This window comes from Vicinamibacterales bacterium, assembly GCA_041659285.1.
Classification (GTDB): domain Bacteria; phylum Acidobacteriota; class Vicinamibacteria; order Vicinamibacterales; family UBA2999; genus 12-FULL-67-14b.
Genome location: JBAZYO010000046.1, coordinates 1 through 1461, shown reverse-complemented (window position 1 = coordinate 1461; position 1461 = coordinate 1). Strand labels below are relative to the sequence as shown.

Sequence of the window (1461 nt, the reverse complement as noted above, 5' to 3'; positions counted from 1 at the left end):
GAAATGTCTTCCTTGGTTCAAACGGCAGACAACGTCCACGCCGCGTTGAGGCAGTGAGGCGAGGATGAAGTAGGCGCCGAAGGCGCGATCACCCAAGAGGATGTCACCTGGCTGAAGGTTGGGCCAAAGGTTGTTGCATAGGCGCGCCTCGTGAGCAAACCAAGGGCCGTCGACGGTCTTGAGGATGGCCCCGCTGGCTAGTGAATAGAGGCCGGCGACTTTCATCACGGGAAAGCCACAGCCCGGTTGCTGACCACTGGGGTACGGAAATGCTTTGCGATTGGCTGCGGTATCGGGCAAGCGCACGCCGGTGGCGTCTACGACTTTGACAGGGCGGTTCCATCCGGGAACACCTTGACAGGCAAGCCGCTCTGCTGCTTGAGCTGAATCGCACAGTGCTTGTTGCAAACAGGTATAGGGCAGACGCGAACGTGCCTGACAATAAGCGCTGGTGTTCTCGTCGAAGCGCTGGCGTTCAGTCTCGCAAAAGGCCTGCACTTGCCGCACGACCGCCCGGCAGGAGGTGCGCGGCTGCAATACCTGCCAGAGGAAACAGCAAAAAACCAACGCCAATGGGAAAACCCGCCGGCGGCTACCGGTGCCGTGTTTGGGTGGTGCCAGCGTCCGGCTGGACAGAAACCTGCGATATTGCGACTCAATCTCCACGGGGGAGCGCCGGCGGCTGCCGGCCATGTGCCGGGCACCCGCGGCCAGTTGCCGACGCCAAGCAGGAAAGTACGGTGTATTCATAGGGCGGTATATATACCGCCTTCTTGACACGTATGCTATACTTATTTGCATGAAACCCAATCTTTCAGATCTGCAGGCGGAATATGGCCGGCTACAGCGACAACTGGCGCGTATGGGTTGGATCAGTCACGGATACGTTCAAGATCGTGGCCCTGGCGCTGGCGGACCGTGCTATCAGTGGAGTCGCAAGGAGATGAAGAAGACCGTGTCGGTGGCCCTGTCCAAGGAGCAGTATCTGTGGATGAAGGCAGCGATCACAAACTGGCGGAACGTGCAGCAAACGCTTAAGCGCATGGAGCAGATTTCCCGCTTAGTGCTCTTCCGCACCATCACTGAACCGCCTCGCCGTAAGCCATTGAGCAAGCGTGTATTAGGCCTTAACTAAGCGCCATTCAGGGCTGACCCCACGCTTTTCCACGCTTTTCGTGGCAAAAAACAGTAACCATTATGACCGGCACAAAACATGGTTCACATTTCAGGATTGATCTGAAAAAGTCGGAGAAATAATGCTACGAACCATTGACTTCACGCCATCGATTGCGCTCAGCGTGAGTCGTTTGTTCGCTTGAAAAACAAATGATTGACTATCGGATAATGTGGCACTATTGTATCACCTATGAAAACAGAACTTGTTACCACGCTAAAACGACAAGCTACGCGCCTGATTTCTAAACTCCAAGAGGATAAACTCCCCATATTGATTACCGAGCA

General features: G+C 55.2%; 2 protein-coding genes. One reads left to right on the top strand and one right to left on the bottom strand.

The genetic code is table 11. From position 1 onward, the window contains the following. The coding region (locus WC815_24290) for a transposase (GenBank protein MFA5911910.1) at window positions 1-666 on the bottom strand (666 nt) is incomplete at its 3' end. 133 nt (window positions 667-799) lie between these two features. Between WC815_24290 and WC815_24285 the strand changes: the two genes are divergently transcribed. Next, window positions 800-1135, top strand: coding sequence for a DUF6788 family protein (locus WC815_24285; protein ID MFA5911909.1), 336 nt, complete (start codon window positions 800-802; stop codon window positions 1133-1135). Window positions 1136-1461: the final 326 nt, after the last annotated feature.